This window comes from Streptomyces sp. NPDC057474, assembly GCF_042802555.1.
Classification (GTDB): Bacteria; Actinomycetota; Actinomycetes; order Streptomycetales; family Streptomycetaceae; genus Streptomyces.
Window position 1 is genome coordinate 63934 of sequence record NZ_JBHVDX010000008.1, and the last position, 25023, is coordinate 88956.

The following is a 25023-nucleotide window of genomic DNA, read 5'->3' on the forward strand; positions in this document are numbered from 1 at the left end:
TACCGTCGTGACCTCATTCGCTCCGGACTCGATCGTCCTGAACCGCAAACTGCCGCTCTGGTATCAGGTCTCGCAGTCCTTGCGTGCCTCGATACTCGGCCGGTCGCCCCGTGATCCCCTGCGGCTGCCCACCGAGGAGCAGCTGGCCGGGCACTACGGGGTGAGCGTGCTGACCATGCGGCAGGCGCTGAAGGAGCTGGAGGGCGAGGGGCTGATCACCCGGCACCGCCGGCGCGGCACGTTCATCGAGCCGAGCGCCCAGCGGGGCTCGCCCGTACGCCTGCTCGGCTCGGTGGACGCGATCGTGGCCCAGCAGTCCGGCATGACGACCGAGCTGCTGGACCAGGGCAGCACCCCCCTGTCGGGTGAACTGTCGGAGTACTTCCCGGACTTGACCGAGGTCGCCACGTACCACCGGCTGCGCGGCGACGAGAAGACGGGCGAGCCCACCAACCACGCCCGCAACTACGTCCGCCCCGAGCTGGCCGAACGTATCGGCCGGGACGATCTGCTCCGCTGGCCGATGACCAAGGTCCTGCGCGATGTCGTGGGCGTGGCCATCGGCCGGATCACCGACACCGTCGAGGCCCGCATCGCCGACCCGGAGACGGCCCGCCTCCTCCAGGTCCCCCTGCTCAGCCCGATCCTCCACTACACGGGCGTCACCTACGACGACTCCGGCCGCGTCCTCGACGTGGCGGTCATCCACTACCGCGGCGACCGCTTCTCGTTCACGGTCACTCTCGACGCGCATTGACGAGGCCTTACGATGCCCAGCGTGACGCCCGACGACGCTCCGCTGCTCGCGGACCTCATGCCGTGGTCCGTCGCACCGCCACGGCTGGGCCGGGGGTGGCCGACGGCCCCCGACGCGGCATCCCTGAAAGCCCGCTGGGACGCCCTGGTGAAGGCGGAGGGCCCGGACCGCGAGGCCCTGTTCGCCCCCACCCGTTCCCGCACCCTCACCTCGGCGGTGACCCAGCTGCCGGGCCAGTCCAGCGGCACCGGCCGACTGGCCCACGAGTCGGGCCCGTGCCCCGAGCCGGTACGGATCCTGGCCGCCCCCTTCGACGAACAGTGGCTCATCCCCGACCACCGCCTGATCGACTCCGCCCGCCCCGAGCTGTGGCGCGTGGCGGACGAGCGGCAGGTCTTCGTCGTCGAGCAGACGGCGGCCGCGGATTCGTCGGGCCCCGTCCTCCTCGCCTCACCCGTCCTACCGCTTCTCCCCGCCCATGGCCCACGCATCGGCCGCGTCCGCCCGCTGTACCGACGGCCGGGCGGACTGGAGCCGAACCTCGCGCCAGGTCTGCCGGAGTACATCGGCGAACGCCTCGGCACCGGCCCCGTCGATCCCATGGACGTCCTCGCCTGGTTCCTGGTGGCCGCGCGCCCCGGCCCCCATCGCGTCGAGGTCCCCCTCCCCACCGACCCCGAAGCCTGGTCCCACGGCGTCGAGCTGGGCCGCCGCACCCTCTGGCTCATGCGCCGCGACGGCGACCGTCCCAAACTCCCCGGCGGCCGCCGCCCCTACGTCCGCGCCCCGCTCCCCGCCCGCCCCCTCGAACCCCTCTACGACCGCGAGGAGGAAACCCTCCTCGTCGACGAGGGCCGCATCTCCCCCGTGCCGTCCGAGGCCTGGGACTTCCACGTGGGCGGCGTCCGCGTCCTGGAGGAATGGTTCACCCGCAGAACGGAACAGGCGGAGCCGGGCACGCTGGAGGCGATCCGCCCGACGACCTGGCCACAGCCCTGGACGTCGGAGCTCCTGGAACTGATCACCGTGCTCGCGCTGCTGGCGGAACTGAGGCCGAGGCAGGCGGGGTTGACGGTCGAGCAGCCGATCACGACGGCGGACCTGCGCAAGGCGGGCGTACTCCCGGTCCCGGAGGCATGCCGCAAACCCGCCTCAGTCCTGGACCACCACGAGGAGGGCCCGGAGGGCCAGTTCACGCTGCTGTGAGGAGGGTGAACTTCAAAAGCACCGGGGAGGGGCTTCGACTTCAGGGGCGCCGGGAACTGCGCGACCAGCCCCCACACGCCCGCAGCCGCCCACCGCCCAAAACCCCTACGGCGCGAACGAATCCAGCACCCTCCCCAACATCCACTCGAACGCGGCCTCCAAATCAATCGGCCCCGAGTCCTCCGCAAACGCCGCAGCCAGCCTCGGATAGGCCCCACTCGCGACCTGGCCGCCCAGATAGGCGATCCGCATCGCGGCCTCCCGCTCCTCCGACCACGGCAGTGACCGCGTCCGCTCGGCCGTCGCCAGCTCGTTCGAGACGTACACCGTCACACAGCCGTTCAGCATCGCCAGCAGCTGGATCTTCGTCCCGTAGGGCGCGTCGATCGCATCCATGCAGGTCAGACAGTGCTCCAGAAACCGCAGCGCGTGCGGACTGAACCCGTACACCGGTGACATCAGCCGCGGCAGCCACGGATGCCGGTGCATCAGCCCACGCGTCTGGTAGGCCACCCGCCGCATGTCCGCCCGCCAGTCCCCGCTCGGCTCCCACAGCTCGTGCTCACCGCCGGCCGCGTCGACCATCAGCTCGTACAGGTCCTCCTTGCGCGGCACGTAGTTGTACAGCGACATCGTGCCGCAGCCCAGCTCGGCCGCGACATGCCGCATGGACACCGCGTCGAGACCTCCCGCGTCGGCGAGCCGCACGGCCGCCGCCGCGATGTCCGCTCGGCTGAACGCGGGCCTCGGGCCTCGGCCGGTGCGCTCGGGGCGCGCCCAGATCACTTCGGGTTCGGCCGCTCGGCCAGCCATCGATCATCACCTCGGCCACCATCCTAGTTACGTACAGCGTACGTAGTGCGCTAAGGTCACCTCATGACTACTACGTACGCTGTACTTAGTGAGGGTCTGGAGAAGCGTTTCGGGGACATCCATGCCGTCCGCGGCCTCGATCTGGCCGTGGCGGAGGGCACGGTGGTCGGGATGCTCGGCCCGAACGGGGCGGGCAAGACGACGGCCGTACGGCTGCTGGCGACGCTGCTTCGGCCGGACGCGGGCTCGGCGCGGGTCGCGGGCCACGACCTCGTGCGAGAGCCGGGCGCGGTCCGGCGGGCGATCGGGGTGACCGGGCAGTACGCGTCGGTGGACGGTGACCTCACCGGGCGGCAGAACCTGCGGCTGTTCGCCCGGCTGCACCGCGTCCGCGGCACGGCGGCCCGCGCGGGCGAACTCCTCGACCGTTTCGGCCTGACCGAGGCCGCCGACCGGCCGGCCTCCACGTACTCGGGCGGCATGCGCCGCCGTCTCGACCTGGCGGCCAGCCTGATCCGGCACCCGGCGGTGCTCTTCCTCGACGAGCCCACGACCGGGCTGGACCCGGTCAGCCGCAACCAGATCTGGGAGGCCGTGCGCGCCCTGAAGGCGGAGGGGACGACCGTGCTGCTGACCACGCAGTATCTGGAGGAGGCCGATCAACTCGCCGATCAGATCGTACTGATGGACCGGGGCCGAATCGCGCACAGCGGCTCGCCGCCGCAACTCAAGGCGCTCATCGGCTCGTACGCGGAGGTCGTCGTCGCCCACGCGGACGCGATGACCGAGGCGGCGGGCGTCCTCGACCACCTCACGGGCGCCGAGCCCTCCTTCGACCACGCCAGACACGCCGTCGGCGCGGTCACGCTCGACCCGACACTCACGCTCCCCCGGCTGGTGCGTGAACTCGACGCGGCGGGCGTGCCGTTGATCGACGCGAGCCTGCGCCCGCCGACCCTCGACGACGTGTTCCTCCGCCTCACCGAGGGCACAGCCACCGACCTCACCGACCTCAAGGAGGGTGCGGCATGAACGCGTTGGCGTACGACGGCGCCGCGATGCTGGGCCGGCAGCTGCGGCGGGTCCGGAACAACCCGGGGCTGCTGATCCTCACCCAGACCATGCCCATCTCGATGCTGCTGTTCTTCGGATACGTCTTCGGCAGCGCCCTCGCGGTGCCGGGCGAGGAGTACCGGCGGTTCCTGGTGCCCGGTCTGCTGGTGGCGACGGCGGCGGGCGGGATCATGACCGGCATGTTCCAGGCCGCGCAGGACACGCACCGGGGCGTGATGGACCGCTTCCGGACGCTTCCGATGAGCCGGGCCGCCGTCCCGCTGGGGCAGGCGCTGGCGGACGTCCTCGTCACGGCCGCCGGGACGGTGCTGTTCCTGCTGGTCGGGCTCGCGGTGGGCTGGCGGATCGAGGGCGGCGCCCTCGCGGCGGCCGGCGCGCTCGGGCTGTTGCTGCTGTTCCGGTTCACTGCCGTGTGGATCGGCATCTTCCTGGGCCTCCTCACCCGGAACGAGGAGGCGGCCGGGCAGCTGGGCGGCGCGACCTTCCTGCTGCCGCTGCTGTCCAACGCGTACATCCCGACCGAGGGTCTGCCGGGCTGGCTGCGCACGGTCGCCGAGTGGAACCCGATCAGCGCGGTCGCCACGGCCCTGCGCGACCTCTTCGGGAACGCGCCGGTGCCGGAGGGAGCCGCCTGGCCGGTGACCCATCCCGTCGCCGGGTCGCTGGTCTGGTGCGCACTCCTGCTCGCGGTGTTCGTGCCGCTCGCGGTCCGCACGTACGCTGCCGGACCCAAGTGAGCCGGGTCAGAAATCCACGGCCCTGGACCTGAAGGACCGTGCGGCCCGGCCGTCGTGAAACGACGGCTGGTGGCGGACGCGGACGTGTCCGCGGAGAACCTCGCGCACGGCGCGGCGGCCCGGCGCGGCCACGCCGTGCGCCACGTCGCACCTCCGGCTGATCGCGGTGGACATCTCGAAAACGACCGGGAGTGGCGGCGGTTCGCCGAACGGGTACTTGGGGCCGGAGTTGGGGACCCCGAGCCGGTGGCGGGAAGTGGAGTCACCGGTGGGGCGCTCAGGGCACTGCCGCGCTCCCCCACTTCTCGGGCTCGCTCGAACCGGGGGACTCCCCTCGCTGCCGGGCGGGGACGAGGCGCGGACGGGCGCGGTGCCCGCGCTTGGGGAGCACTCCGGGTCGCTGCTGCGTGCCGCGGGGATGACGGACGAAGAGATCGCAGCGCTGCGCCGGGACGGCGTGATCGCCTGAGCGCGGGCCTCCTGCCGGAAAGCCCTTGGTGCTGTGGTGCTGTGGTGCTAGCGGCTGCCGAACAGCGAGCGGCGCAGCCTCTTCAGGGGTGCGAACAGCGAGACCCGGCCGAGGCGCGTGTCCTTGCGGCTGCTGCGCTCCTGCGGGGAACGTGACGTCAGCTCTCTCATCAGCGAGGTCGCCTCGGCCGCATCGCGCTGCGGCACGGCGGGGCCGCTCAGCACCGAGAGATGGCGGTCGAGACGCGAACTGGTCGCGCTGCTCCCGCATGTGATCGCAGGGACTCGCGCCCTGCGCACTGCTATCTGTTCCATGTCACTCCCCACCCGTACGAGTCCACCCGGCCCGGGCAGCGTAACCATATCGCCCCGTTGGAGCACTCGGGAATCACGGTCCCGGTATTCATCTACCCTGTCACGGCATTGTTGATTACTCTCCGAATCCGACCGATTCCAGGGCGAGTTGGACAACTGGCTGGCTGGTGGGTTGCGCTGACCCACCGTCGGGTTCCACGGTCACCGCGAGTGACGTCGCATCGGTGTTCATCCCACTGGTGACCAAGGGCGTGTCGCCGTCGAAGAGACCCAGGGAGCGTGGTTGCACGTCGGGGCGCATGAGCCAGAGCTGATGCACCCGGTTGTTCGAGAGGTCCTCGAATCCGCTGAGGGTCACGATCGCGCTCCCCTCCTCGGCGGAAGCGATCACTCCGATTGCATGGCCCTCCGTGTCCCGGTCACTGGTCGCGCGGGCGTCCGGCGCGGCGAGAACGTGGGCGATCTCACTCGCCTGTGCGCGCTCGGCGGCCAGTTGGTCCTGGGTGCGGTCGGCCTGGACGGCGAAGAGGGACGCCACGACGAGTGCGGCGGCGGCCGTGGCAGTGGCCAGCGGGGCGAGCAAAGAGCGCATCCGGGGCGCACGGGCGCGCGACTTCGGCGGCGGCGCGGTGCCCCACACATGCGGTGGCAGATGCTGCTGGGGGCGCGCCTGGGCCGGAGCCGCCTGCGGTGTGGTGCGTACGGCGGCGAAGACCCGGTCGCGCATCGCCGCGGGTGCCGGGGCGGCCGTCGACCAGGCGAGGCGGACCGCGTCCTCGGACAGGGCACGCACCTCGGCGGGACAGCGGTCGCAGCGCTCCAGATGCTTCTCGAAGCGGCGCCGCTCGTCGGGCTCCAGGGCGTCGAGCGCGTAGGGAGCGGCGAGCGAGTGGAGGTCCTCGCGGCGGAACAGGCTCATGCCGCGCCTCCCCCGGGCACGCACGCCCCACACGCCGCGCGACCGAACGCGGCCTCCCGTTCCACGAGGCCGATCAGGGCGCTCATGCGACTCCTCCCAGGCATTCGCGCAGCCGTGTGAGTCCGTCGCGCATACGGGTCTTGACCGTGCCGAGCGGCAGCGAGAGCCGCTCGGCCACTTCACGGTAGGTGTAGCCGTCGTAGTAGGCGAGGGTGACGGACTCGCGCTGGAGCGTGGTGAGTTTCTCCAGGCAGTGGCGCACCCACTGGCGTTCGAGTCCGGCCTCGACCTCCTCGGCGACCTGGTCGAAGGCGGGGTGGTGGTTGCGCCGTCCCTCACGCTGCTCGCGCTCGGTGGCGGCGCGGGCGCTGCGCACCCGGTCCACCGCGCGCCGGTGCGCGAGGGTGAGTATCCAGGACAGCGCGCTGCCGCGGGCGGGGTCGAACCGGCCCGCGGAACGCCAGAGTTCGAGCAGCACCTCCTGAGCCACCTCCTCCGACTGCGCGGGGTCCCGCACGACCCGACGGACCAGCCCGAACACCGGGCCGGACACCAGTGCGTACAGCTCCTCGAACGCCCGTTGGTCGCCTCCGGCCACCCGGACCAGAAGCTTGTCCGCCTCCACTCGCTCCCCCTCGCCTCCGACCGAGCACGGCCATCCCCGCGCGTAAGGCATTCGCAACCAACCCACCTCCGGATGGGGTTACGGATCAGCCTGCCCAAAACGCGGGTCGCCGGTCGACCGATCCGAACATCGGATCAACGAATCCCGCTCTCCGCTGAAACAACCTTTCAAACGCGCCGTAAGAACGTTTGGGATTCGACCAATCCACCTTGCCGATCGCTCCGAATGGCGTTCGTCAGGCAAGTTGGGACAGAGGACGGACGGCATGACACCTACTTCCAGGAGCGGCTCGGGACGCAGGAGCGTCGCGTCCCTCATCTGTGCTTCGCTGGCCGCCGGCGGGCTCGCAGCCGCCGGCGTGACCGTGCTGGAACCGGGGGCGGCATCCGCCTCCAGCCACCGGGAGGCCCCGCTGATCTCGGGGGAGCCCCAGTTCGACAACACCGACGTGTACGCGTTCGTCAGCCCGGACGCGCCGGACACGACGACGGTCATCGCGAACTGGATCCCCTTCGAGGAGCCCGCGGGCGGACCGAACTTCTTCACCTTCTCCGAGGAGGCGCAGTACGACATCCGCGTCGACCAGGACGGCGACGCGCAGGAAGACCTGATCTTCCGGTACACGTTCAAGACGAAGACGAAGAACGACAAGACCTTCCTGTACAACACGGGCGTCGTGGAGAGCCTCGACGACCCGGACCTGAACATCACGCAGACGTACGACATCGAGCTCATCAAGCTGAAGAACCGCAAGGCGGTCTCCAAGACGCAGCTCGCGGACGACGTGTGGGTGGCGCCGTCGAACGTCGGCAAGGCGTCCATGCCGGACTTCAAGAAGCTGCGCGACGAGGCGGTCTACAAGACGGCGAGCGGGGTGACGACGTACGCCGGTCAGGCCGACGACCCGTTCTTCCTGGACCTGCGCGTCTTCGACCTGCTGTACGGCGGTGACCTCTCCGAGGTCGGGCGGGACACGCTCAAGGGCTACAACGTCAACTCGATCGCCCTGCAGATCCCGAGCGAGGCGCTCGTCGAGTCCAAGGACCAGCCGATCGTGGGCATCTGGTCGACGACCCAGCGCGCGGGCGCCGACGGCCAGTACCACCAGGTGTCGCGCCTGGGCATGCCGCTGGTGAACGAGGTCGTCAACCCCATCGGGGACAAGGACGAGTTCAACGCGTCCTCGCCGGTGGACGACGCCCAGTTCCTGAAGAACGTCACCGAGCCCGAACTGCCCAAGCTCATCGAGGCGATCTACAAGATCCCGGCGCCCGCCGAGCCGCGCAACGACCTCGTCGACGTCTTCCTCAAGGGGGTCGAGGGCCTCAACCAGCCGCCGCACGTGACCCCGTCGGAGCAGCTGCGCCTCAACACCTCCATCGAGCCCACCAAGAAGCCGAAGCGGCTCGGTGTGCTGGACGGTGACAACCAGGGCTTCCCGAACGGACGCCGGCTCACCGACGACGTGATCGACATCGCGTTGCAGGTCGTCGAGGGCGAACTGGTCGACGCACCCAACGACCTGGGTGACGCGGTGAACAAGAACGACAAGAAGTTCGGCAAGTCCTTCCCGTACGTCGGTCTGCCGACGGCCGGTTCGCGTGGCAAGACCGTCAAGGGCAACACCACGAACAGCGTCCGCAGCGCGATCGGCACCGGCGTCGAGAGCGGCACCGACGACACCACGCTGATCGCCGCCTCGGCCGGCGCCGGCGCGGCCGGTGTCCTGCTCATCGGCTCGGGCCTGCTGTGGTGGCGCCGCCGGAACGACCGCGCGTACTACTAGCCCACCCCGGCCGGGCCCACCTCCATCGGGCCCGGTCCACCGAGACCGGCGCGGCCCGCTCGTATCCATCCCCCACGGCGCGGGCCGCGCCCCACGATCACCACCACCGCACTCGGCAAGGATGTTGAGGAGAGGGCATGTCCCCGCGTACGAACGAGAACGCGTCGGAGGACGGGCGTCCGCGTCCCGGCGAGGGGGCTCCCGAGAACGACCGGCGCGACATCGCCGAGCCCGCCCCCACGTCCAACGCCGACCCCGGACGCGACATCGCCGAGCCCGGCCCCACGTCCAACGCCCACCCCGGACGCGACATCGCCGAGCCCGCCCCCACGTCCAACGCCCACCCCGGACGCGACATCGCCGAGCCCGACCGCCGGCCCGCGCCCGAGCCGGCCCGGCGGCTGCTGCGGCTCACCGCGTGCGCGGCCGCGCTGGCCGTCGCGTTCACCGGGTTCGCGGTGGCGCTGGGGGCCAAGGACGACGACCGGACGGTGGCCGCGTCCACCTCGCCGGGTGTCTCGGCGGCCCAGCTCGCCAGTGGCGATCTCGACACGGCGGTCGAGCGGCTCCAGGCCCATCTCAAGGAACAACCCAAGGACTTCGGCTCCTGGTCCACGCTCGGCCTCGCCTACGTCGAACAGGCCCGCGTCAAGGGCGACCCCTCCCGCTACCCGCAGGCCGAGAAGGCCCTGGAGCGTTCGCTGGAGCTGCGGCCGGACAACGACCCGGCGCTCGCGGGCCTCGCCGCCCTCGCCGCCGCACGGCACGAGTTCAAGGAGGCGCTGGGCTACGCCGACCGGGCACTGAAGGAGAACCCGTACAGCGAACGGGCGTTGTGCAGCCGCATCGACGCCCTGGTCGAACTCGGCCGCTACGACGACGCGTTGAAGGCGGTGCAACTCGCCGACACCCGCCGCCCCGGCATCCCCGTCTTCACGCGGTACGCCTACGTGTACGAGCTGCGCGGCGACGTGAAGACCGCCCGGCGCGTCCTGGAACGGGCCCTCGACTCGGCGGCCACGCGGGGCGACATCGCCTACGTGGCCACCCAGCTCGGCCAACTCGCCTGGAAGCAGGGCGACTACAAGACTTCGCTCGACCTCTACGCCCGCGCCCTCGGCGCCGACGACACCTATCTCCCGGCGCTGGAGGGCCGCGCCCGCGCCCAGGCCGCGAGCGGCGACAGCGCGGAGGCGATCCGCGGCCTGGAGCAGGTCGTGTCCGCGTATCCGCTGCCGGGACCGCTCGTCGTACTCGGCGAGCTGTACGAGGCGAAGGGCGACAGGACCAAGGCGGGCGACCAGTACGCGCTGGTGGACGCCTACACCGCCATCGCCCGGTCCAACGGCGTCAACGCCGACCTCGACACCGCGCTCGCCGCCGCCGACCACGGCGACGAGAAGGCCGCGCTGCGGGCCGCCGAGGCCGAATGGAAGCGCCGGGAGACGGTCCACACGGCGGACGCCCTCGCCTGGGCGCTGCACGTCAACGGCCGCGACGAGGAGGCCCTGCCGTACGCCCGCCGCGCCATCGCCACCGGCTACAAGGACGCGACGTTCCTGTATCACCGGGGCATGGTCGAGTACGCGGCCGGCGACAAGAAGGAGGCCCGGGCCTCGCTGAAGGCGGCGCTCGGCCTCAACGCCGGTTTCTCGCCGCTCGGCGCGGCGCAGGCCCGCAAGGCCCTGAAGGCTCTGGAGACCGCCAAGTGACCTCTCCCCGGCGCGCGTTCGCGTCCTGCACGGCGGTCTTCCTGGCCGTCTGCGCTCTCGTCCTCGTCCCCACCGGGACGGCGAGCGCGCACCCGCTCGGCAACTTCACCGTCAACCGGTACGACGGCCTGGTCGCCGCCCCCGGCGAGTTGAAGATCTTCCATGTCGAGGACCTTGCGGAGATCCCGGCGACCCAGGCCGCACCCGCCCTCGAGCGGCAGGGCGTGGGCAACTGGGCCCGGGAGCGGTGCGAGAAGGCCGCCGAGGGCAGCGAGGTCACCGTCGACGGGAGCGCCGTCGAGGTGGCGCTCAAGTCGAGCCGGGCCGAGGAGCAGCCGGGTCAGGCGGGCCTGAAGACGCTGCGCGTGGAGTGCCGGCTGACGGCTCCGCTGCCGGACCGGGCCACCGACGTACGCTTCCACGCCGCCGTCGACTCCGGGCCCGGCTGGCGCGAGGTCACCGCTCAGGGCGACCGGATGACCCTGGCCGGGTCGGACGTGCCCGAGGAGTCGGTCTCGAAGCAACTCACCGGCTACCCCGAGGAGTTGCTGCAGTCACCGGAGGACACGGCGACGGCCTCCCTCCAGGTGGGGCCGGGCGGCCCGGCGCTGGCCGAGCAGCGGAGCGACGCGCCCGGTTCCTCGATCCTCCCGCGCGGCGCGGACCGCTGGACGCGGGCCCTCGACGACCTCGTCTCCAGCCAGGACCTCACCCTCGGCTTCGGCGCCCTCGCCTTCGGCATCGCCATGTTCCTGGGCGCCATGCACGCGCTCGGCCCGGGCCACGGCAAGACCCTGATGGCCGCGACGGCCGCCGCCCGCGACCGGGCCCGGATGCGCGACGTCCTCCCCATGGCCGCGTCCGTGACGGTCACCCACACCCTGGGCGTCGTCGCCCTCGGCCTCCTCGTCCTGGCCGGCTCCGCCGCCGCCCCGTCCGTGATCACCTGGCTGGGCATCGCGAGCGGTCTGTTCGTGATGGGTGCGGGCGTGACGCTCGCACGACGTGCGTGGCTCAACCGCAAGCTGACGCTCACGCACGCGAAGGCTCATGGTCACGGACACACGCACGATCACGACCGTGAGCACGGTCATGACCATGACCATGACCACGGGCACTCCCACAGCCACGACCACGAGCACGAGCACAGCCACGCGGCCGGGCACTCCCACACGCACGACCATGCGCCCGAGCCCGACCGGGAGCTCGTACTCGCCCAGGCCGCCCCTTCGCACACCCACGCGCACAGCGAAACCCACACCCACGCCCACGCGTCGGCCGCGACCCACACACACGAGCACGCACCGGCCGAGGCACACACCCACGACCACGGTCACGGTCACTCCCTCAGCCACGACCACGCTCCCGACCAGAAACGCTCCCTCTTCGGCGGCGGCGTCACGCACACCCACGGCGGCTTCACGCACACCCACCCCACCGCGCCCACCCTGCGCGGCACGATCCTGCTCGGTTTCGCGGGCGGCATGGTGCCGAGCCCCTCGGCCGTGGTCGTGCTGGTCGGCGCGGCGGCGCTGGGCAAGGCGTGGTTCGGGCTGCTGCTTGTGCTGGCGTACGGCATCGGGCTGGCGCTCACGCTGACGGCGGCCGGGTACGCCGTGGTGAAGGCGGGCGGCTGGGTGACGCGGGTGATGGACAAGGGCGAGGGTCGACTCGGCGGACCGACGGCGGCGCTGGTGCGCAGGACCGTGCCGCTGGCGTCGGCGTTGCTTGTCGTCGCCCTGGGGGCTGGTTTGGTGTTCAGGGGGGCAACATCCGCACTCGGCTGAGCTACTTTTGCGGAGAAATCGCACGGAGTGGAGATTTCAGGCGGATGCGAGTGACGGGGGATGGCCGTGTCCGAAGAACCGGGCAGTGAACGTGTGATCGCGGGCCGCTACCGGCTGCTGACCCCGCTCGGCGAGGGCGGCATGGGAACCGTGTGGCGGGCCCGCGACGAAGTGCTGCACCGTGAGGTCGCCGTCAAGGAGGTGCGGGCGCCGGGCGGTATCGCGGTGTCCGACGTCGAGCGGATGTACGCCCGCCTCGAGCGCGAGGCGTGGGCGGCCGCCCGGGTCGCCAACCGCAATGTCGTCACGGTGTACGACGTGGCCATGGAGGACGGCCGCCCGTGGATCGTGATGGAGCTGGTGCGCGGGGTCTCGCTCGCCGATCTCCTGGACGCCGAGGGCCCGCTCTCCCCGCAGCGCGCCGCGCACATCGGCGCCGAGGTGCTGTCCGCGCTGCGCGCCGCGCACGAGGCCGGGGTGCTGCACCGGGACGTGAAACCGGCCAACGTGCTCATGTCCAACGACGGCCGGGTCGTCCTCACCGACTTCGGCATCGCCACGGTCGAGGGCAGCTCCGCGCTGACCATGACCGGCGAGGTCATCGGCTCCCCCGAGTTCCTCGCCCCCGAGCGCGCGCTCGGCCGTGCGTTCGGCCCCGAGTCGGACCTGTGGTCGCTCGGTGTGCTGCTGTACGCGGCGGTCGAGGGCAACTCGCCGTTCCGGCAGAACACCCCACTGAGCACCCTGCGCGCGGTCGTCGACGAGGAGCTTCCGCCGCCGCACCGGGCCGGTCCGCTGGCCCCGGTGATCGAGGGGATGCTGCGCAAGGATCCGGCCGACCGGATCTCCGCCGAGCAGGCCGAGCAGGACCTGCGGATCATCGGCGCCGGGGGGACCCCCTCCGGGGGAGGCACCCCGCGCTCCGACACGGTCGCGTCGGCCCCGTACAGCCCGACGGTGGCCGCCTTCCCGGGCGCGAGCACGAGCCCGGGGCCGGGGCCGGGCACGAACCAGTTCGGGACGCCGACCCCGCCGCATCCCGCCCCGGCCGCCGCGACCCACCCTTCCGCGGTGCCGACCCGCGAGCCGGACCGCAACCGCCGCGCCCTCGTCTTCCTGGTCGCCGGTATCGCGGCGATCGCGTTCGCCATCGCGGGCCTGACGTACGCCCTGGTCAACCGTGACGACGGCGGGAACGACGGCAACCCCACCAACGGGGCGGGCACGGTGGGCGGCACCAACGACCAGACAGGCGACGGCGGCACGGGCGAGGAGCCCGGCGGGGGCGACGACACGAGCGACGACGGCGACACCCCCTCGGACACACCCGACGAGGAGAAACCGACCAGTAAGCCGCCCGCGCAGTCGGTCGAGGTGACGGTGGAGGGCGCGAACACCGACTACTCCGGCGCCTGTCCGCCGCCGGACGCCGAGGTGCCCACCTTCACCGCGACGTTCACCGTGGGCAGCGTCCCCGTGGACGTCGACTACCGCTGGGTGGCGAAGAGCGGCGAGGTCGAGGACCCCGGCTGGAAGTCGCTGTCGTTCGGGTCCGGCGGTGAGAGGACCAAGCAGGACCAGGTCCTCGTCTCGACGAACGGGACCTACGCGGACGAGATCAGCGTCGAGGTCCGCGGGCCGGTGAACGTCAAGTCCAACTCGGTCGCGTTCTCGGTGACGTGCGAGACGGAGGCCCCGACCACGGGCGGGACCTCCCCCTCCGACGACCCGGAGAACCCTGACGAATACAGCGACTCCGAGTCCGACTACGACGACGAGGCCGGAGCCCTCGACGAGGCAGCCCTGACCGGGGCCGTCAGGCCGCGTTCCTGAACACCGGCAGATAGCCTCCCGACTGACCCGCGGCCTTCGGGTGGTACGACTCGCCCACGTTCAGCAGGTTGAGGCTGTGCAGCCACGCGCTGCCCGAGCACAGTTCGTGCCCGGTGAACGTGGAGCGGACGTCGCCGAAGGTGAAGCCGTGGTCGGCGGCGCGTTTCGCGATCGCGGTGTTCAGATGGTCGGCCGCGTTGTTGATGGCGGACCGCTTGGCCTGGGAGAGGCCGGGGCAGGTGCCGCCCAGCTGGTAGAAGCGGGGATAGCCGAGCACCACCACATGGGCGGCCGGTGCCTTCGCGCTGATCGCCGAGTAGACCTTGTCGAGTTGGCCGGGGAGCGTCGAGTCGACGTACGCCTTCGCCGTGTTGATGCGCGAGAGGCAGTTGCTGTCGGACTGGAGGACGCAGGTGGTCATGACGTCGGCGAAGCCGGCGTCGTTGCCGCCGACGCTGACGGAGACCAGCCCCGTGCCCGCGCCGAGCGGCCCCAGCTGATTGGCCAGAACATCACCCGTTCGGGCGCCCGAGCAGGCCGTGAAGTTGAACGACGCGGGGGCGTTGGCGGCCGCCCAGAGGTACGGGAAGGCCTTCGTGCTGCGCTTGCAGTCGCCGCTGGAGGAGATGTAGCTCCCCGCGCCGACACCCGAGGAGTAGGAGTCGCCGAGCGCCACATAGCCGGTGGCGACGGCCTGCCCGGACGCCTGCGCCGTCGCGGCCCCGGTGAGGGTGACGCCGACGGCGAGGAGGAGCGAGGTCATGTATGCCGCAAGTCGGGAACGTCTCATGGAACCTCCCTTTAGCAGGATCTCTGCCTCAACCGTCGTAGCAACTACGCGTGTTGATCGGAAGTGTTCATGTCAATACTTTCCCTGCCTCAACGGAACGTACCCACCGTGTTCAACCCTCGTTCGATTTCATATGTGTGACAGAAACATGACAACGCTTCAACTCTCTTGAGCTGTACCCGTAGATCACCCAGTCTGCTTACAGCCGCGAGCGGAACGCGACGCTCCCGGCCGTGAGTGCGATCCCGCACGCACCCCCCACAGACGCGCGCCCCACCTCGGCGTGCGCCGCCTATGAGGAGGAATCCCTCGTAATGGCACAACTGCGTAGCACGAACATCCGTGTCGCCGCCGTCACCACCATGGCGACCGCCGCCCTGCTCGGCGGCCTCACCGCGCTCCCCGCCCAGGCCGCCCCGGCCGAGGGCAAGGTGCTCGCGGCCGGCTCCCCCACCGCGATCAAGGACAGCTACATCGTCACGCTCAAGAAGAGCGCGGGCCTCAAGGCCGCGTCGAGCGCGGGCAAGGACCTGGTCGAGGAGTACGGCGGCACGGTCGAGAAGACCTTCAAGTCCGCGCTCAACGGCTACTCGGCCGAGCTCTCCGCGACCGAGGCGAAGAGACTCGCCGCCGACCCGGCGGTCGCCTCGGTGGAGCAGAACCAGGTCTTCACCGCCGACGCCACGCAGTCCAACGCCCCGTGGGGCCTGGACCGCTCCGACCAGGCGTCGCTGCCGCTCTCCGGCACGTACACCTACCCGGACACCGCGGGCAGCGGCGTGACCGCGTACGTCATCGACACCGGCGTGCGCATCTCGCACGCCCAGTTCGGCGGCCGGGCGGTCAACGGCTACGACGCCGTGGACGGCGACAGCGTCGCGCAGGACGGCAACGGCCACGGCACGCACGTGGCGTCCACCATCGCGGGCTCGACCTACGGCATCGCCAAGCAGGCGAAGATCGTGGCCGTGCGCGTGCTGAACAACGCCGGCTCGGGCACCACGGCCGGTGTCGTCGCGGGCATCGACTGGGTGACCGCGAACCACAGCGGCCCCTCGGTCGCCAACATGTCCCTCGGCGGCGGCGCGTCCACCGCGCTCGACACGGCCGTGGCGAACTCCATAGCCAGCGGGGTGACCTACGCGGTCGCGGCGGGCAACAGCAGCGCCAACGCCTCCTCGTACTCCCCGGCCCGCGTCGCCTCGGCGATCACGGTCGGCGCCACCACCAACACGGACGCCAGGGCGAGCTACTCCAACTACGGCGCGACCCTGGACATCTTCGCCCCGGGTTCGTCGATCACGGCCGGCTGGTACACCAGCGACACCGCGACGAACACCATCTCGGGCACCTCGATGGCCACCCCGCACGTCGCCGGCGCGGCCGCCGTCTACCTGGCCGGCCACACCTCGGCCACCCCGGCCCAGGTCGCCTCGGCCCTGACCGCCGGCGCCGTCACCGGCAAGGTCACCAGCCCCGGCACCGGTTCCCCGAACCGTCTGCTGCAGATCGTCCCGTAACGGCAACTGCCCTACTGTGAACAGAAGTTTCCCTGGAGGCGCGGGTCGCCTCCAGGGAAACTTCGTATGCGGCCGAGGATTCCTTTGCCGATGCATTACAAATGGACGTACGGTCTCGTGTAGAGCGTCTCGACGTATTGACGCCCCCGCGCCCGCTGAGCGACATTGAAGCCCGGCATCCGGCGCTTCAGGGGGCAAAGTCGCCAATGCAGACCTTCAGTATCAAGCCATCTTTGTCAGGCGGTGGCGGGCCACTGCTGGCGGGCGTGGCCGCGGCCGTGGCGGGGGTCGGCGCGGCGCTCGCGTTCGCCGACGCGGACTCGGTGCTGCGCGGCCCGTTCGCCCTGTTCTTCCTCCTCCTCGCGCCAGGAGCCGCCATCGGGGCCGTACTGCGCGGACTGGAGCCGTTCGGCCGGGTCGTGACGTCCGTCGCGGGCGCGATCGCGGTGAACCTCCTCGTCGCGCAGGGCATGATCGCCACCCACTCGTGGTCGGTGACCGGTGGGATCGCGGCCGTGACCGTGATCAGCTCGCTCGTTCTCCTGCCGAGTCTGGTACGGCGCCTGCGCGGCCGTACGGAGAGAAGACGGACCTGAGACGTGGACATCAGTGTGTACCGCCCCGGCGAACTGACCGCCGCCGACCGGGCGGCCTGGACCGCCTTGCAGGCGAAGGCCCATCTCCACGGCGCGCCCGGGCTGGCGAACCCGTTCCTGTCCCCGGAGTTCGCGCTAGCGGTGGGCCGCTGCCGGCGCGGGGTGCGGATCGCGGTCGTCCGGGAGGACGGCGAGCCGGCGGCCTTCTTCCCGTACCAGAGATCCGCCGTCGGGGTGGGCAGAGCCGTCGGTCTCGGCCTCTCCGACTGCCAGGGCGTGGTCCACCGCCCCGGGTTCACCTGGGACGCCCAGGCGCTGCTGCGTGCCTGCGGGCTCGCCGTGTGGGAGTTCGACCATCTGACGGAGGGCCAGACGCCGTTCGCGGCCCATGTCACCGGCACCTTCCCGTCCCCGGTCATGGACCTGGAGCAGGGCTACGAGGCCTATCTCGGCCAACTGCGCGCCGACTCACCGAAGTTCGTCCGCTCGACGCTCGCCAAGGAACGCAGGCTCGGCCGCGCGGTGAGCGAGGTGCGCTATGTGCACGACGAGCGCGACCCGAAGGCCCTGCGCACGCTGATGGCCTGGAAGTCTGCGCAGTACCGCAGGACGGGTCGCAGCGACCGCTTCGCGCACCCGTGGATCACCCGGCTGGTGCACCGGCTCTTCCACACCCGTTCCGACTCCTTCGCCGGCCAGCTGTCCGTGCTGTACGCGGACGGCAAGCCTGTCGCGGCTCATTTCGGGCTGCGCTCCGAGCGGGTGCTGACATGCTGGTTCCCGGCCTACGACCCGGCGTTCGCCAAGTTCTCGCCGGGCCTGCTCCTGCATCTGCACATGGCCGAGGAGGGCGCCGCCGACGGCATCGCCTACCTGGATCTGGGCCGGGGACAGAAGCAGTACAAGGATTCCCTGAAGACACGGGAGATCTCCGTGTCGGAGGGGTGGGTCACCCGACGCCATCCGGTGGCACTCGGGCACCGGGCTCGCCGAGCACCGGTCCGGGCACTGCGGAACACGGTCCAGACACGGCCGGAACTGTTCGAACCGGCCGACAGACTGTTGAAACGGATGGGCAGAATCCGGTCGGGAGGTCAGGTAACGGACACAACAACAAAAACGTGAGGCCTCGTACTAGGCCTTGCCATACGGGCTCAATCATCAATACCGTCATACATCCACCCGCATCGGTCCGTCAGCACATGCTCCTAGGGGAGGGCTCAAGGAGCGCGACGGTCCCGGCGCGGGGCGCGGTAGGGGGGTGCCGTGCTCGGTGACCGCACCATTTGCCGAGTCGTGCCGCGCGACCGACTGCCGAGTCGCGACAGTCGGCCGGCTTTTGCCAGCTCACTGGGTATGCACGGAGATCGATACGGAGATCGATTTCGGCATGCCGTAAGTGAGAACCCCCCTTTCGAACCGGAACATGGCCGGACCACCCAGGGGCGGGTGGTTCACCGGACGAGAGGGACCAGACTCATGAGCTCAGTTCTGCGCCCGGCGATATCCGAATCCACATCAGAGTCCGATACCACCAGCGCCGACGAGTCGGCGCTCGCGAAGTACCGGCCGATCTCCAACCACCTGGCCATCGCGCCGCCGGTGAGTGTGGTGATCCCCGCCATGAACGAGGCGGAGAACCTGCCGTACGTCTTCAAGACGCTGCCGGGCTGGATCCACGAAGTGGTCCTGGTCGACGGCAACTCCACCGACGACACCGTCGAGGTGGCCCGCGAACTGTGGCCGGACGTCAAGGTCGTCCCGCAGCAGGGCAAGGGCAAGGGGGACGCCCTGATCACCGGGTTCGAGGCGTGCACCGGCGACATCATCGTGATGGTCGACGCGGACGGCTCGGCCGACGGCCACGAGATCGTGTCGTACGTCTCCGCCCTCGTCTCGGGCGCAGACTTCGCCAAGGGTTCCCGCTTCGCCAACGGCGGCGGCACCGACGACATGACCCTGATCCGCAAGCTCGGCAACTGGGCGCTGTGCACCACCGTGAACCGCAAGTTCGGCGCCCGCTACACCGACCTGTGCTACGGCTACAACGCGTTCTGGCGGCACTGCCTGGACAAGATCGACCTCGACTGCACCGGCTTCGAGGTGGAGACCCTGATGAACATCCGGGTCGTCAAGGCGGGCCTGAAGGTCCAGGAGATCCCCAGCCACGAGTATCTGCGCATCCACGGCGCGAGCAATCTGCGGGCCGTGCGCGACGGGCTGCGTGTGCTGAAGGTGATCCTGCAGGAGCGCTCCAACCGGCGTGCGCTGCGCCGCCGTTCGCACGCGACGATGCTCACCGCCGGTCGGGGAGAGTCGTCTTGAACGAGCCGGCTGTCTCGGTCGTGATCTGTGTGTACACCGAGGACCGCTGGGAGGACATCCTCGCGGCGGTCGCCTCGGTGCGCACGCAGTCCCGGCCGGCCCTGGAGACGCTCCTGGTGGTGGACCACAACCAGGCCCTGCTTGAGCGTCTGACCAGGGAGTACAAAGAGCACGGGGAGAGCGGCGAGGTGCGGGTGCTCGCCAACGCGGGCCCCCGCGGGCTGTCCGCGGGCCGCAACACGGGCATCGCCGCCTCGTACGGGGAGATCATCGCCTTCCTCGACGACGACGCGGTCGCCGAGCGCGACTGGCTGCGGTACTTCGTCGAGGGGTACGCCGACCCCCGGGTCATGGCCGTCGGCGGCCGTACGGTGCCCGCGTGGGCGTCCGGCCGCCGCCCGGCCTGGTTCCCGGAGGAGTTCGACTGGGTGGTGGGCTGCGCCTACAAGGGCCTGCCCGGCGGCGTCGCCGAGGTCCGCAACGTCCTCGGCGGCAACGCCTCGTTCCGCCGCGTCGCCTTCGAGGCGGCCGGCGGCTTCGCCACGGGCATCGGCCGCGACGGCGACAAGCGCCCGCTGGGCTGCGAGGAGACGGAGCTGTGCATCCGCCTCTCCCGGGCCAGACCGGACGCGGTGCTGCTGCTCGACGACCGGGCGGTGATCCACCACCGGGTGCCCGACGTGCGGATGCGCTTCGGGTACTTCCGCACGCGTACGTACGCGGAGGGCCTGTCGAAGGCGCTGGTGGCGCGGAGCGTCGGCGCCGGCAAGGGGCTGGAGTCGGAGCGCCGGTACACCACCCGGGTACTGCCCGCCGGGGTGGCGCGCGGGCTGCGCGACGCGCTGCTCGGCCGCGCGGGGGGCGCGGGACGGGCGGGCGCGATCGTCGCGGGGGTGGCGGCGGCGGCCGGGGGGTACGTTGTCGGGAGCGTCCGGGCCCGCAGGGGCGAGGTCACGTTCTCGGTCGGCGAGATTCCGGGCGGCGCGGCCGGCAAGGGGGGCGAGGGGGGCTCGTCATGACGGAATCGACGGAGACGGCGGCGGCAGCCGTACCGATCCTGATGTATCACGCCGTGTCCGCCGCACCGAACGACGCCACCCGGGATCTGTCGGTGACCCCGGAGGCCTTCGCGGAGCAGATGGCGCTGATCGACGACCTGGGTTTCACACCGGTCGACACGGCGGACCTGGCGGCGAGTTGGCGTCTCGGTCGCCCGCTCCCCGCCCGGCCCGTGCTGGTCACCTTCGACGACGGCTACGAGGGCGTGCACCGCCACGCCCTGCCCGTCCTCGCCAAGCACGGCTTCGCGGCCTCGCTGTTCGTCACCACGGGCTGGATCAAGGGCCCGTACGACAACGGCGACGCCCTCGACACCATGCTCGGCTGGGACCAGGTGCGCGAACTCGCCGACAACGGCGTGGAGATCGGCGGGCACAGCCACACCCACCCGCAGCTCGACATGCTGGACGACGACCGGCTCCGGTTCGAGCTGCGGCGCTGCCGGAGAATCGTCGCCGACGAACTGGGCACCCGGCCCGCCTCGTTCGCGTACCCGTACGGCTACTCCAGCCGCCGGGTGCGCGTCGCGGTGCGGGAGACGGGGTTCACCCAGTCGCTCGCGGTCGGCAACGCGCTCGCCCGGCGCGCGCAGGGCCCGTACGCGCTGCGGCGGGTCACCGTGCGGCGCTCCACGGGAGTCACGGAGTTCGAACAGCTCATCGAGGGCCGCGCGATCGCCCGCAACTTCGCCCGGGACCGTGCCCTGACCAAGGGGTACGCCATGGTCCGAAGAGCACGACAGGTCCGGAAGGCCATCCGTTCCCGTGTCTGACACGACGACCACCACGGCACAAGAGGCCGAGGACACCACGACCGAGGAGACCGAGCAGAAGTCCGGCTCCGGCCGCAGGCTGCGACTGCCCGGGCTGGGCAAGGGGGCGGGGGGCGACCAGCTGTTCCGCAACGCCTACGCCCTGATGCTGAACACCGGTATCTCGGCCGTGCTGGGCCTCGGCTTCTGGCTGGCCGCCGCCCGCTACTACACCGAGGCCTCGGTCGGTCAGGGCTCCGCCGCGATCGCCGCGATGAAGCTCCTCGCCGGGCTCACCGCGCTGACGCTGACGGGCGCCCTGGCCCGGTTCATCCCGGTCGCGGGGCGCGGCACCGGCCGGCTGATCTTCCGCACGTACGCGGGCAGTTCGGTGACCGTGGCGCTCGCGGCGGGCGTGTTCCTGCTGACGCTGGGCCTGTGGGGGCCGTCGTACCGCTTCCTGCACGATCCGCTCAACGCCGTGTTCTTCGTGCTCGCGGTGGTCGCCTGGTCGGTGCTGACGCTCCAGGACGGGGTGCTCACCGGGCTGCGCAGCGCGGTGTGGGTGCCCGTCGGCAACACCGTGTTCTCGGCGGTGAAGCTGGTGCTGCTGGTGCTGTTCGCCGCCGCGGTCCCGACCATGGGCGTGTTCGTGTCCTGGGTCGCGGCGATCGCGATGTCCGTGCTGCCGCTGGGCTGGCTGGTGTTCCGGCGCCTGATCCCGAAGCATGTGAAGGCCACCGAGGACCACGCGCGCCCGCCGTCGCTGAGGGAGATCGGCCGCTTCCTCGCGGGCGACTACACCGGCTCGCTGTTCTCGCTCGCGGTGGTCTATCTGGTCCCGGTGATCGTCGCCGCCCAGGTCAGCTCCGCCGACAACGCGTACTTCTACATCACCACCACCATCGGCGGCACGGTCAACCTGCTCGCCATCAACATGGGCGCCTCGCTGACCGTCGAGGGCGCGCACGATCCGGCACGCCTGGCCGCCAACACCCGGGCGGCGCTGCGGCGGATGGCCCGGATCATGCTGCCGGTGTGCGCGGTGCTGTTCTTCGGGGCGCCCTGGATCCTGGCCGTCTTCGGACAGGCCTACGCGGACGCGGCGACCCCGCTGCTGCGCTGGTTCGCGATCGGCGCGGTCCTGCGGGTCGTCATGGAGACGTACTTCGCGGTGCTGCGCGCCCAGAGCCGCACGGCCGGACTCGCCTGGCTGCAGGGCCTGCTGTGCGCCCTGGTCCTCGGCCTGACCCTGGTCCTGCTCCCCCGCATGGGGCTGACCGGCGCGGGCGTCGCCGAGATCTCCAGCCTCGCGGTGATCGTGCTGATCGCCGCGCCCCGGCTCTACCGGATCCTGCGCGCCGCCGGGCCCGCCGAGGTGCCCGCGGACGCGGCACCGGACGGCGACCTCGCCGACCTGGGCCGGGTGGCCTCCGCCGCGAAGAAGCAGAGCGGCGCCTGGAACCGACGCCTCGACTCGGACACGCTCGCCCTCGGTATCCACCTCGACTTCGACCACCTGGAACGCCGCCCGGACGTACGGCCCGGCCCCGGCACCCCGCCCACCGGGACGGCGTCCGTACGCAAGGACCACCGGCCGGCCTGGGCCCAGGACCGGCAGACCCGTCCGCTCAAGCTGCCGCCCTCGCCGGGCCTGCCGGTGGAGGCACGCGAGCCCGGCTCGGAGTCGTCCCTGGGCCCGGCGGAGGTCCCGGAGGTGGACGCCCCGTTCGAGGAGGCCGTGCGGGAACCGGCCTTCGTACGAGAGGTACGAGAGGTACGGGAGGCCGAGGAACTGGAGAAGCCCGTACGGGAGCCGGTGACGCCCCCGGCCCAAGAGGTGCCGTCCGCCCAGGAGGCACCCCGGGTGCCCCTCCGCGAACGGCTGCTGCACCCCACGATCACCGGTGTGGTCCTCGGCTTCCTGCTGCTCTCCGCGCTCCTGCTCTACTGGGTGCCCGCACTGACGCTGGACGACGCCGACCTGGACCGGATGGGCGGGCTCGGCCTGATCTCCGTGCTGCCCACGCCGACGCTGGTCGGGGCGGCGCTGCTGGCCACGGTGTTCGCCTCACTGCTGTGGCCGGCCCGCGAACACCGCGGACTGCTGCTGATCACCCTGCTGGCCACCGTCTTCTCCCTGCACGCGCTGCCCGCCGTGATCGAGGCCGAACCCCGGTTCGCGACGGCCTGGCAGCACCTGGGCTTCATCGACTACATCGACCGCACCGGCGCGGCCGTACCCGACCTGGACGCCCGCTGGAGCTGGCCGGGCTTCTTCGCGGCGGCCGCGTTCGTCGCCGAGGCCTGCGGGGTCACCGACTTCACCGAGATCATCCGCTGGTGGCCGACGGCCATCCAACTCCTCTACCTGCCCCCGCTGTTCCTCCTCACCCGCCATATGCGGGCGAGCTGGCGCGCCAAGTGGACAGGCATCTGGATCTTCGTCCTGAGCGGCTGGGTGGGCCAGGACTACTTCTCCCCGCAGGGCTTCACCTACCTCCTCTACCTGGCCTTCGTCGCGATCCTCCTCGTCTGGTTCCGCGCCCCGCACATGCTGTGGGGCAGGGTGCGCCCCGGCGAGGCGGAGGTGGAGCCGACGGACCGCCGACAGCGCGCCGTCCTCCTGATGGTCCTGATCGCGTTGTACGCGGCGACGGTCCCGGCCCATCAGCTCACCCCGTTCGTGATGCTGGGCGTCCTCGCGGCCCTCGTCCTGATCGGCCGCTCCGAACTGCGTGGCCTGCCGATCCTCTTCGCCGTGCTGGTCGCCGTCTGGGTGGGCTACCTCGCCGAGCCGTACTGGTCCGGCCACTTCGACGAACTCTTCGGCGGGGTCGGCGGTGTGGGCGGAAACGTCACGTCCTCGGTCTCCGGCCGTATCGGCGAGGGCAGTTCGACCCACAAACTCGTCCTCTACGCGCGCGTGGCCCTCGCCGGCACGGTCATGCTCCTGGCCTGCTACGGCTTCTGGCGCCGCCGCGAGAACAAGTACCGCGAACGCTCCCTGCTCGTCCTGGCCTTCGTGCCTTTCCTGGGCTTCGGCATGCAGTCGTACGGCGGTGAGATGGCCCTGCGGGTCTTCATGTTCGCCCTGCCGGGCGCCGCCCTGCTCGCCGGCCTCGCCCTGTTCCCGCGCACCGGCGTCACCGCCGAGGAACGCGACAAGGACCGGGTGAGCCTCGCACCGCTGGCCGCCCTCATGGCCGGCCTCGTCCTCATCGGCGGCTTCCTGATCGCCCGCTGGGGCAACGAGCCCTTCGAGCGCGTCCGTCCGGGCGAGGTCGCCGCCATGGAGTACGTCTACGCGCACGACGACCCGACCGTACGGCTCCTGTGGCTCAGCGACGACCCGGTGAACAGCGTGACGCCCGCGATGCCGTGGGGCGCACGGGACATGGAGAAGGTCGAGTACGTGCCGACGCTCGCTCCGAGCGACCCGGTCCTGGTGTCCGGCCTGGCCAAGGCGCTCAAGAACGCCGGCGCCAACTCATATCTGATCGTCAACCGCAGCCAGGTCACCTCGCTCCAGATGGACTCCGGCTACTCCGGGAACTGGGAGTCCCGGCTCATCCAGAACCTGGACAAACGCGACGACCTCAAGCAGGTCTTCTCCAACGCCGACGCCACGATCTTCGCGCCGCGCGACCAGACCGGAAAGGCTCCGGCCCCCGACCCCGGCCCGATCGGCCCCCAGGTCACCTGGACCCCGTGGTCGGTGGTGGGCGGCCTGGCCGCGATCGCCCTGATCGTCCTGCTGAGCATCCGTGAGGTCGTACGGGTGTCAGTGCGGCCCGGTGTTCGCCAACTCCGCTGGCTCCAGAGCAGCTTCTGGTTCAGCCTGCCGCTGCTGGCGCTCCTCCTGGCGTCGCTGGTGCAGCGCTTCCTGACCATGGGCGCCACTTGAGGGGCCGAAGCCCCTTTCGGGGGCGGGGAACTGCGCGACCAGC

Annotated in this window: 20 protein-coding genes and 1 pseudogene; 16 read left to right on the forward strand and 5 right to left on the reverse strand. The window is 71.1% G+C overall.

What is annotated here, in order from left to right; all coding sequences use genetic code 11:
- Positions 1–7: 7 nt before the first annotated feature.
- Together ACFU53_RS03810 and ACFU53_RS03815 are read left to right on the forward strand one after the other, a co-directional pair.
- A complete protein-coding gene (locus tag ACFU53_RS03810) occupies positions 8–757 on the forward strand; it encodes a GntR family transcriptional regulator (protein WP_383985722.1) in 750 nt (249 codons plus the stop codon).
- 12 nt (positions 758–769) lie between these two features.
- Positions 770–1963 (forward strand): type ISP restriction/modification enzyme, encoded by a 1194-nt coding sequence (locus ACFU53_RS03815; RefSeq protein WP_383985724.1) that lies wholly within the window; start codon positions 770–772, stop codon positions 1961–1963.
- A gap of 105 nt (positions 1964–2068) precedes the next feature.
- Here ACFU53_RS03815 and ACFU53_RS03820 read toward each other — a convergent pair whose 3' ends face one another.
- Positions 2069–2776, reverse strand: a complete 708-nt coding sequence (locus tag ACFU53_RS03820) for a TetR/AcrR family transcriptional regulator (protein WP_383985726.1) — start codon at positions 2774–2776, stop codon at positions 2069–2071.
- Between the two features lie 63 nt (positions 2777–2839).
- Between ACFU53_RS03820 and ACFU53_RS03825 the strand changes: the two genes are divergently transcribed.
- From ACFU53_RS03825 to ACFU53_RS03835, 3 genes and pseudogenes are all read left to right on the forward strand, one after another.
- The gene (locus ACFU53_RS03825) at positions 2840–3808 is read left to right on the forward strand and encodes an ATP-binding cassette domain-containing protein (RefSeq protein ID WP_383985728.1); all 969 of its coding nucleotides are present in this window, start codon (positions 2840–2842) and stop codon (positions 3806–3808) included.
- Positions 3805–4587, forward strand: coding sequence for an ABC transporter permease (locus ACFU53_RS03830; protein ID WP_383985730.1), 783 nt, complete (start codon positions 3805–3807; stop codon positions 4585–4587). Before ACFU53_RS03825 ends, ACFU53_RS03830 begins: the two co-directional genes overlap by 4 nt.
- Positions 4588–4810: 223 nt before the next feature.
- A pseudogene (locus ACFU53_RS03835) lies at positions 4811–5056 on the forward strand (hypothetical protein); the annotation flags it as partial.
- Between the two features lie 47 nt (positions 5057–5103).
- Here the strand turns inward: ACFU53_RS03835 and ACFU53_RS03840 are convergent.
- The 3 genes from ACFU53_RS03840 to ACFU53_RS03850 all read right to left on the reverse strand — a co-directional run bounded on the left by ACFU53_RS03840 (position 5104) and on the right by ACFU53_RS03850 (position 6914).
- Positions 5104–5370, reverse strand: a complete 267-nt coding sequence (locus ACFU53_RS03840) for a hypothetical protein (protein WP_383985732.1) — start codon at positions 5368–5370, stop codon at positions 5104–5106.
- A 115-nt stretch (positions 5371–5485) separates the two neighbouring features.
- Positions 5486–6289: an anti-sigma factor domain-containing protein gene (locus tag ACFU53_RS03845; RefSeq protein ID WP_383985734.1), complete on the reverse strand. Its 804-nt coding sequence runs from the start codon at positions 6287–6289 to the stop codon at positions 5486–5488.
- An 82-nt stretch (positions 6290–6371) separates the two neighbouring features.
- Positions 6372–6914 carry a sigma-70 family RNA polymerase sigma factor gene (locus tag ACFU53_RS03850; RefSeq protein ID WP_257547173.1) on the reverse strand — a complete coding sequence of 181 codons (543 nt, stop codon included), beginning with the start codon at positions 6912–6914 and terminating at the stop codon, positions 6372–6374.
- 265 nt (positions 6915–7179) lie between these two features.
- Here ACFU53_RS03850 and ACFU53_RS03855 point away from each other — a divergent pair, with 265 nt between their 5' ends.
- The 4 genes from ACFU53_RS03855 to ACFU53_RS03870 all read left to right on the forward strand — a co-directional run bounded on the left by ACFU53_RS03855 (position 7180) and on the right by ACFU53_RS03870 (position 14032).
- The gene (locus ACFU53_RS03855; RefSeq protein WP_383985736.1) at positions 7180–8700 is read left to right on the forward strand and encodes a DUF4331 domain-containing protein; all 1521 of its coding nucleotides are present in this window, start codon (positions 7180–7182) and stop codon (positions 8698–8700) included.
- 137 nt (positions 8701–8837) lie between these two features.
- Positions 8838–10412: a tetratricopeptide repeat protein gene (locus ACFU53_RS03860; protein WP_383985738.1), complete on the forward strand. Its 1575-nt coding sequence runs from the start codon at positions 8838–8840 to the stop codon at positions 10410–10412.
- Positions 10409–12199 (forward strand): nickel transporter, encoded by a 1791-nt coding sequence (locus tag ACFU53_RS03865; RefSeq protein WP_383985740.1) that lies wholly within the window; start codon positions 10409–10411, stop codon positions 12197–12199. The genes ACFU53_RS03860 and ACFU53_RS03865 overlap by 4 nt, the downstream gene beginning before the upstream one ends.
- A 60-nt stretch (positions 12200–12259) precedes the next feature.
- On the forward strand, positions 12260–14032 hold the full coding sequence (locus ACFU53_RS03870) for a serine/threonine-protein kinase (protein ID WP_383985742.1): 1773 nt from the start codon (positions 12260–12262) through the stop codon (positions 14030–14032).
- Here the strand turns inward: ACFU53_RS03870 and ACFU53_RS03875 are convergent.
- Positions 14016–14822 (reverse strand): SGNH/GDSL hydrolase family protein, encoded by an 807-nt coding sequence (locus tag ACFU53_RS03875; RefSeq protein WP_383985744.1) that lies wholly within the window; start codon positions 14820–14822, stop codon positions 14016–14018. The two genes, ACFU53_RS03870 and ACFU53_RS03875, sit on opposite strands and share 17 nt — an antisense overlap.
- A gap of 314 nt (positions 14823–15136) precedes the next feature.
- On the opposite strand from ACFU53_RS03875, the gene ACFU53_RS03880 reads away from it, so the two are divergent.
- The 7 genes from ACFU53_RS03880 to ACFU53_RS03910 all read left to right on the forward strand — a co-directional run bounded on the left by ACFU53_RS03880 (position 15137) and on the right by ACFU53_RS03910 (position 24980).
- The gene (locus ACFU53_RS03880; RefSeq protein ID WP_383985746.1) at positions 15137–16342 is read left to right on the forward strand and encodes a S8 family peptidase; all 1206 of its coding nucleotides are present in this window, start codon (positions 15137–15139) and stop codon (positions 16340–16342) included.
- Between the two features lie 206 nt (positions 16343–16548).
- On the forward strand, positions 16549–16938 hold the full coding sequence (locus ACFU53_RS03885) for a hypothetical protein (RefSeq protein ID WP_383985748.1): 390 nt from the start codon (positions 16549–16551) through the stop codon (positions 16936–16938).
- 3 nt (positions 16939–16941) lie between these two features.
- Positions 16942–18063, forward strand: coding sequence for a GNAT family N-acetyltransferase (locus ACFU53_RS03890; protein ID WP_383985750.1), 1122 nt, complete (start codon positions 16942–16944; stop codon positions 18061–18063).
- Positions 18064–18417: 354 nt separating this feature from the next.
- On the forward strand, positions 18418–19263 hold the full coding sequence (locus tag ACFU53_RS03895) for a glycosyltransferase family 2 protein (RefSeq protein ID WP_383985752.1): 846 nt from the start codon (positions 18418–18420) through the stop codon (positions 19261–19263).
- A complete protein-coding gene (locus ACFU53_RS03900) occupies positions 19260–20282 on the forward strand; it encodes a glycosyltransferase (RefSeq protein WP_383985754.1) in 1023 nt (340 codons plus the stop codon). The genes ACFU53_RS03895 and ACFU53_RS03900 overlap by 4 nt, the downstream gene beginning before the upstream one ends.
- On the forward strand, positions 20279–21094 hold the full coding sequence (locus ACFU53_RS03905) for a polysaccharide deacetylase family protein (RefSeq protein ID WP_383985756.1): 816 nt from the start codon (positions 20279–20281) through the stop codon (positions 21092–21094). The genes ACFU53_RS03900 and ACFU53_RS03905 overlap by 4 nt, the downstream gene beginning before the upstream one ends.
- Entirely contained in the window at positions 21087–24980 is a 3894-nt protein-coding gene (locus tag ACFU53_RS03910; protein ID WP_383985758.1) for a lipopolysaccharide biosynthesis protein, read from the forward strand. The genes ACFU53_RS03905 and ACFU53_RS03910 overlap by 8 nt, the downstream gene beginning before the upstream one ends.
- Positions 24981–25023: the final 43 nt, after the last annotated feature.